The organism is Albidovulum sp. (genome assembly GCF_008933605.1).
Lineage (GTDB): Bacteria > Pseudomonadota > Alphaproteobacteria > Rhodobacterales > Rhodobacteraceae > Albidovulum.
In genome coordinates this window covers 45923-53545 of sequence record NZ_WBUS01000005.1, presented here as the reverse complement: position 1 = coordinate 53545, position 7623 = coordinate 45923, and the positions used below count along the sequence as shown (strand labels likewise).

At 67.5% G+C, this 7623-nt stretch carries 7 protein-coding genes and 1 pseudogene; all 8 read left to right on the top strand.

Annotated elements, in window-relative coordinates:
• Positions 1–242, top strand: a pseudogene (locus F9K34_RS01505) (ribosomal-protein-alanine acetyltransferase); the annotation flags it as partial.
• Between the two features lie 155 nt (positions 243–397).
• On the top strand, positions 398–1393 hold the full coding sequence (locus F9K34_RS01500; protein ID WP_291334737.1) for a BMP family lipoprotein: 996 nt from the start codon (positions 398–400) through the stop codon (positions 1391–1393).
• Positions 1393–2979 carry an ABC transporter ATP-binding protein gene (locus F9K34_RS01495; protein ID WP_291334735.1) on the top strand — a complete coding sequence of 529 codons (1587 nt, stop codon included), beginning with the start codon at positions 1393–1395 and terminating at the stop codon, positions 2977–2979. The genes F9K34_RS01500 and F9K34_RS01495 overlap by 1 nt, the downstream gene beginning before the upstream one ends.
• A complete protein-coding gene (locus F9K34_RS01490; protein WP_291334733.1) occupies positions 2976–4070 on the top strand; it encodes an ABC transporter permease in 1095 nt (364 codons plus the stop codon). Before F9K34_RS01495 ends, F9K34_RS01490 begins: the two co-directional genes overlap by 4 nt.
• On the top strand, positions 4070–5038 hold the full coding sequence (locus tag F9K34_RS01485; RefSeq protein WP_291334731.1) for an ABC transporter permease: 969 nt from the start codon (positions 4070–4072) through the stop codon (positions 5036–5038). Before F9K34_RS01490 ends, F9K34_RS01485 begins: the two co-directional genes overlap by 1 nt.
• Positions 5022–5825, top strand: coding sequence for a purine-nucleoside phosphorylase (locus F9K34_RS01480; RefSeq protein ID WP_291334730.1), 804 nt, complete (start codon positions 5022–5024; stop codon positions 5823–5825). The genes F9K34_RS01485 and F9K34_RS01480 overlap by 17 nt, the downstream gene beginning before the upstream one ends.
• A gap of 110 nt (positions 5826–5935) precedes the next feature.
• Positions 5936–6859 (top strand): sulfite exporter TauE/SafE family protein, encoded by a 924-nt coding sequence (locus F9K34_RS01475; protein WP_291334729.1) that lies wholly within the window; start codon positions 5936–5938, stop codon positions 6857–6859.
• Positions 6856–7623, top strand: coding sequence for a TIGR02186 family protein (locus F9K34_RS01470; RefSeq protein ID WP_291334727.1), 768 nt, complete (start codon positions 6856–6858; stop codon positions 7621–7623). The genes F9K34_RS01475 and F9K34_RS01470 overlap by 4 nt, the downstream gene beginning before the upstream one ends.

Genomic DNA, 7623 nt, shown 5'->3' with positions numbered 1-7623 from the left:
AGCGCGGTGCCCGTGCCGCGGCCTTCCTGGATCGCGCCGTCGCCGCGGGGGCCGAGCGTGCGTTCCTGGAGGTGTCGGCCGACAACGCCGCCGCGCGCGTGCTCTATGCGCGGGCCGGCTTTGCCGAGGCCGGCCGGCGACGCGGTTATTACCGCCGGCCAGACGGCGGCGCCACGGATGCGCTTCTCCTTGCCTGCCCGCTCGGGCCTGCCGCGCCGGCCGAACCGCGTCAGACTGCTTGACCAATCGGTCAAGTTAACCGCTCGTCATGCGGAATCGCTATTGACCGGCAAGAGCCCTTTCGCCCTAATCATCGGCAATCCGCGCCGTTGAGAGGCCGACCCGCGGGACGGCGCTGAGCGCGGATCGACAGGGATTATCAACCGGGAGTTCCTCCATGACCCTTCAGAGAAAATTCCTCGGCGCGGCCGCGGTGCTGGCGCTGACCTCGGGCGCGGCGCTGGCCGACCCGGCGATCATCTACGACCTCGGCGGCAAGTTCGACAAGTCCTTCAACGAGGCCGCGTACAACGGCGCCGAGAAGTGGAAGGCGGAAACCGGCGGCACCTACAAGGAGCTTGAGATGCAGTCCGAGGCCCAGCGCGAACAGGCGCTGCGGCGGCTGGCCGAGGCCGGCGCGAACCCCGTCGTGATGACCGGCTTCGCCTTCGGCGACGTGCTGAACAAGGTGGCACCCGACTTCCCCGACACCAAGTTCGCGATCATCGACATGGTGGTGGAGCAGCCGAACGTGAAATCGGTGGTCTTCAACGAACACGAAGGCTCCTACCTCGTCGGCATGATGGCTGCGCTGGCCTCGAAGACAGGCACCGTCGGCTTCATCGGCGGCATGGACATCCCGCTGATCCGCAAGTTCGGCTGCGGCTATGCCGAGGGCGTCAAGGCGGTGAACCCCGACGCGACGGTCGTGATGAACATGACCGGCACCACGCCCGCGGCCTGGAACGACCCGGTGAAGGGTGCCGAGCTTGCCAAGGCACAGAAGTCGCAGGGCGCGGACGTGATCTATGCCGCCGCGGGCGGCACCGGCATCGGTGTTCTGCAGGCGGCGGCAGACGAGGGGATCCTCTCGATCGGCGTCGACAGCAACCAGAACTACCTGCACCCCGGAAAGGTGCTGACCTCCATGGTCAAGCGCGTGGACAACGCGGTCTATGACGCCTTCAAGGAAGGCGCCGACATGACCACGGGGATCAACGTGATGGGCCTCGCCAACGAGGGCGTCGGCTATGCGATGGATGACAACAACGCGAGCCTCGTCACCGACGACATGAAGGCGAAGGTCGAGGAGGCCGCCGCCAAGATCAAGTCGGGCGAGATCAGCGTGCACGACTACATGTCCGACAACACCTGCCCCGCCGCGACCTTCTGATGGCCGCTGGCGGCGACAGCGCGACGGCAAGGACGGGGCGGCCGGAAACGGCTGCCCCATTTGCCATCGAACTGAAGGGAATCTCGAAGGCCTTCGGCCCCGTGCAGGCCAACAAGGACATTTCGATCCAGGTGGCGAAGGGCTCGATCCACGGCATCATCGGCGAGAATGGTGCTGGCAAGTCGACACTGATGTCGATCCTCTACGGCTTCTACAAGGCCGACGCCGGGGAGATCCTCATCGACGGCCGCGCGACACAGATCCCCGACAGCCAGGCCGCGATCCGTGCCGGCATCGGCATGGTCTTCCAGCATTTCAAGCTGGTGCAGAATTTCACCGTGCTGGAGAACGTCATCCTCGGCGCCGAGGATGGGCCGCTCCTGCGCCCCTCGCTGGCCAAGGCGCGCAAGGTGCTGGGCGAGCTTGCGCGCGAATACGAACTCGACGTCGATCCCGACGCGGTGGTGGAGGAACTCTCGGTCGGACACCAGCAGCGGGTGGAGATCCTGAAGGCGCTCTACCGCAGCGCCGAGATCCTGATCCTCGACGAGCCCACCGGCGTACTGACGCCCGACGAGGCGGATCACCTCTTCCGAATCCTCCGGGGCCTGAAGGAACAGGGAAAGACCGTCATCCTCATCACCCACAAGCTGCGCGAGATCATGGAGATCACCGACACCGTATCGGTGATGCGTCGGGGCGAGATGACGGCGACGGTGAAGACGGCGACGACAAGCCCGGAGGAACTTGCCGAGCTGATGGTCGGCCGAAAGGTCCTGCTCGACGTGGCCAAGGGGCCGGCGACGCCCGGCCGGGTGGTGCTCGAGGTCGAGAACCTCCGCGTCGTCGATGCCGACAAGGTGGAGCGGCTGCGCGGCATATCGTTCCAGATCCGCGCGGGCGAGATCTTCGGCATCGCCGGTGTCGCCGGCAACGGCCAGTCCGAACTGCTCGAAGTGCTGGGCGGGTTCCGCCGCGCAACCGGCACCGTAAGGCTGAACGGCGTCGAGCTGGACCTGACCGGGACGAAATCCGATGGCCAGACCCGGCGCGCGAAGGGCATTTCCCATGTGCCGGAGGATCGCCAGCGGCTTGGCATGATCATGGATTTCGCCGCCTGGGAGAACATGGCCTTCGGCTACCACAACGACCCGGCCTACCAGAAGAGCCGGCTCCTGATGGACAACGACGCCATCCTCGAGGACACCCAGGGCAAGATGGAGCGCTTCGACGTGCGCCCGCCGATCCCGACGCTCGCCGCCAAGAGCTTTTCCGGCGGCAACCAGCAGAAGCTGATCCTCGCGCGGGAAATCGAGCGGAACCCCGAGCTTCTCCTCGTCGGCCAGCCCACGCGCGGCGTGGACATCGGCGCGATCGAGTTCATCCACAAGCGCATCGTGGAGCTCCGGGACGCCGGCAAGGCGATCCTGCTCGTCTCCGTGGAGCTTGACGAGATCCTCGGCCTCGCCGACCGCATCGCGGTGATGTTTGACGGCCGCATCATGGGCGAGCGCGACCCCGAGAAGACCAACGAGCGCGAGCTCGGCCTTCTCATGGCCGGCGTCGAGGGAGGTCAGGCGGCATGACGAAGCTTCCCCGCTGGGCCGACCTCGTCCTCGTGCCGGCCATCAGCCTTCTCCTCGCGGGCATCATCTCCGCCCTCGTCATCCTCGCCATCGGGCAAAGCCCGTCCGAGGCGCTCAGGACGATGGTCCAGGGCGCGGTCGGATCGGCCTATGGTTGGGGTTACACGCTCTACTATGCCACGAGCTTCATCTTCACCGGGCTCGCGGTGACGGTGGCGTTCCACGCCAGCCTCTTCAACATCGGCGGCGAGGGCCAGGCGCAGCTTGGCGGCCTTGGCGTGGCGCTCGCCTGCCTCGCCCTGCCCTGGCCGCACTGGACGCTCGCGCTTCCTGCGGCGATGGCGGGCGGCGCGCTCTTCGGTGCGGCCTGGGCGGCGGTGCCGGCCTACCTCCAGGCGAAACGCGGGAGCCACATCGTCATCACGACGATCATGTTCAATTACATCGCCGCGGCCCTCCTCATCTATTTCCTCGTGGAGGTCCTGCGCCCGCCGACCAGCATGGACCCGGCGAGCGCGCGCTTTCCCGAAGGGACGCGGCTGCCGACGCTGCATGAAATCCCGGGGCTGAACCTCGTCTTTTCCAAGCAGGTGCCGGCGAACGTGACGCTCTTCGTGGCGCTCCTCGCCTGCTGGCTCGTCTGGGTCCTGCTCTGGCGCACGCGGCTCGGCTATGAAATCCGCGCCTTCGGAAAATCGGAACCGGCCGCGCGCTATGCGGGGATCAACCCCTTCCGGGTGACGATGATCGCCATGCTGATCTCCGGCGCGCTCGCGGGCCTCATGTCGATCAACAACGTCATGGGAGAGGCCGGACGGCTCTTGCAGAACTCGGCCGAGGGGGCCGGCTTCATCGGCATCGCGGTCGCCCTCATGGGGCGCAACCATCCGGTCGGCGTCTTTCTCGCCGCCATCCTCTTCGGCTTCCTCTACCAGGGCGGGGCGGAGCTCGGCCTCTGGACGGCGATCCCGATCGAGCTCCGGACCGTCGTGCAGGGGCTCGTCATCCTCTTCACCGGGGCGCTTGACTACATGGTGCGGATGTTCCTCGGCCTCTTCTTCCGGCCGCGACCGCTCGGGGGGGCCGCGTGATGGACTATGCGACGCTTCTGCAGATTCTCGACTCCACGCTGCGGCTTGCGACGCCCCTGCTGCTGGCCTGCCTCGCCGGGCTCTACTCCGAACGGTCCGGCGTCTTCGACATCGGGCTCGAGGGCAAGATGCTCGCCGCGGCAATGTGCACCGGGGCCGTGGCCGCGCTGACCGGCAACGTCTGGCTCGGGCTGCTCGCGGGCATCGCCGGTTCCCTCGTCTTCGCGGCGATCCACGGGCTCGCCTCGATCACCTTCCGCGGCAACCAGCTCATCTCGGGCGTGGCGCTGAACTTCGTCGCCTCCGGGATCACGGTTCTGGCGGCGCAGTCGCTCTTCCGGCAGGGCGGGCGGACGCCGCCGCTGACCGGCAACGGCCGGTTCAATCCGATCGAGCTTCCCTTCGCCGACGCCATCGGGCAGGTCCCCCTTGTCGGCCCCTTCTACCGCGAGGTCCTGTCCGGTCACGGCGCGCTCGTCTACGTCGCCCTTCTCGCCGTGCCCGTCACATGGTGGGCGCTCTACCGCACCCGCTTCGGGCTCCGCCTGCGGGCGGTGGGTGAAAACCCTGCCTCGGTCGATACCGCCGGCATCTCGGTCGTGCGGCTGCGCTATACCGCCGTGATGATCACCGGCGTCCTTTGCGGCATCGCCGGCGCCTACATGGCCGCCGGGCTCCAGGCCGGCTTCGGCAAGGAGATGACCGCGGGGCGCGGCTACATCGCGCTCGCCGCACTCATCTTCGCCAAGTGGCGGCCTTGGTACGCGCTGATGGCGACGCTCCTCTTCGGCTTCTTCCAGGCGCTCGCGCTCAGGCCGGACGTCATCAAGAAGACTGTGGGATTCGACGTGCCGGTGCCTATGCTCGACGCGCTGCCCTACATCCTGACGGTGATCGTGCTCGCCGGCTTCGTCGGCCGCGCGATCCCGCCGCGCGCGGGAGGCGAGGCCTATGTCAAGGAGCGCTGACCTCGCGCGGCTCATCCGCCAGCGCGCCGGACCGGAAGCGGTCAGCCACGGGCTTATCCTCGGCTCGGGCCTCGGCCACATCGCGGACGAGGTGGACGGGGTGGCAATCGACTATGTCGATCTGCCGGGCTTTCCCCATGCCGGTGTTTCCGGCCACAATCCGAGGCTGGCGGTCGGCATGCTGGAGGGCGTGCGCGTCGCCGTCTTCGGCGGACGGGCGCACTATTACGAGAGCGGCCGCGCCGACGCGATGCGGCTGCCCCTCGAAGTGCTGAGATCCCTCGGCGCCGAGCGGCTGATCGTGACGAACGCGGCCGGCTCGCTCCGCCCCGCGACGCCGCCGGGATCGCTGATGCTGCTCTCCGACCACATCAACTTCTCCGGGCTCAATCCCCTGATCGGCGAAGCCTCCGACGCACGCTTCGTTCCGATGACGGACGCCCATGACCCCGCGATGCGGGCGGCTCTTCGCGCGGCGGCCTCCGCCGAGGGGCTTGACCTCGTCGAGGGTGTCTATGCCTGGTATTCCGGCCCCTCGTTCGAGACGCCGGCCGAGATCCGCGCGATCCGGACCCTCGGGGCTGACGCGGTCGGCATGTCCACGGTGCCGGAGGTGATCCTCGCCCGCTTCCTCGGGCTGAGGCTCGCCGCCGTCTCGGTCATCACCAACATGGCCGCCGGCATGAGCGACGAGAAGATCAGCCACGAGCATACCAAGGCCATGGCGCCGCTCGGCGCGGCCAAGCTCGAACGGGTGCTCCGACGATACTTGCGCGACCTGGTCTGAGCGGGGCCGGCGAACTGGCCCCACGGCTGTGGCGGCAAGCGTTTGACAGCGTCCCGTGAGGGGGGCAAGACTGGTCTCAGGCGCGCGCTTTCATCGGACACGGCGACGAGATGCAGATCTACCTGCCCATCGCGGAGGTTTCGGTCAACGCCTTCATGCTGTTCGGAATCGGCGGGCTGGTGGGCGTGCTCTCGGGGCTCTTCGGCGTGGGCGGCGGCTTTCTCATCACGCCGCTCCTGTTCTTCATCGGCATCCCGCCCACGGTCGCGGTCGCGACCGGCGCGAACCAGGTCGTCGCCTCCTCCGTCTCGGGCGTGTTGGCGCATCTGAAGCGGCGCACGGTGGACATGCGGATGGGGGTCGTGCTTCTCGTCGGCGGCCTCATCGGCTCGGCACTCGGGATATGGGCCTTCAATCTCTTGTCCCGTCTGGGCCAGATCGACCTGGCCGTGCAGCTTTCCTATGTCGTGTTCCTCGGCCTGATCGGGCTGCTGATGTTCCAGGAAAGTCTTCGCGCCATCGCACGGGCGCGGAAAGCGGGGCCGCATCCCTCGGTGAAGCGGCACCAGCACCTCTGGGTCCACCGGCTTCCCTTCAAGATGAAGTTTCGCGCCTCGGGCCTGTACATTTCGGTCATCCCCCCCGTGCTCGTCGGCATCGCCGTCGGAGTCCTGGCCGCGATCATGGGCGTCGGCGGCGGCTTCATCATGGTGCCGGCCATGATCTACCTTCTTGGCATGCCGACCAAGGTCGTCATCGGCACCTCGCTCTTCCAGATCATCTTCGTCACCGGCTTCACCACCTTCATGCACGCCTGGACCAACCGCTCGGTGGATCTGATGCTCGCGCTTCTCCTGATCCTCGGAGGCGTTGTCGGGGCACAGGTCGGCACGCGGTTCGGCGCGCGGCTGAAAGCGGAGCAACTGCGCATCCTGCTGGCGCTTCTGGTACTCGGCGTCGCCCTGAAGCTCGGCGTCGACCTCCTGATCGAGCCGCGCGAACTCTATTCCATTTCAGCAGCGGGGCGGCCATGAGGGTGGCCGCACTTCTCCTCGCGCTTCTGGCCGTCCCGGCCCCGGTCGCGGCCGGTGAGGAGGTCGTCGCCGGCCTCAGCCGGAGCGCGATCTCGATCACGGCGAATTTCGACGGATCGGACCTCATCGTCTATGGTGCGGTGAAGCGCGATGCACCGGCACCGAGCGACTCCAGGCTGGAGGTGATCGTCACCGTCGAAGGGCCCTCGACGCCGATCACGGTGCGGCGCAAATCCCGCGCCTTCGGCATCTGGGTCAACACCGCCTCGGTCGAGGTGGATCGTGCGCCAAGCTTCTATGCCGTGGCAACGACCGGCCCGCTCGACCAGATCCTGTCACAAACCGAGGACCTCAGGCGAAAGATATCCGTTCCGCAGATGATCCGCTCCGTCGGGGCGCCGCAGGACATCGCCGACAGCCCGGCCTTCACCGAGGCGCTCATCCGGGTGCGCGAGGCGAACGGGCTCTATTCCCTGCACGAGGGCACGGTCAATCTGGCGGAGGACACGCTTTTCCGCACCGACGTGGACCTGCCCGCGAACCTCGTCGAGGGCGACTACCGGACGCGGTTCATCCTGCTCCGCGATCGGCATGTCGTCGCAATGACGGAGACCGCCATCTACGTCCGAAAGGTCGGGCTCGAGCGTTGGCTCTACGACCTCGCGCAGCGCCAGCCCGCCGCCTACGGCGTCCTCGCGCTCGCCATCGCGGCGCTGGCGGGCTGGGCGGCCTCGACCGCGTTCCGCCTGCTGCGGAACGGCTGA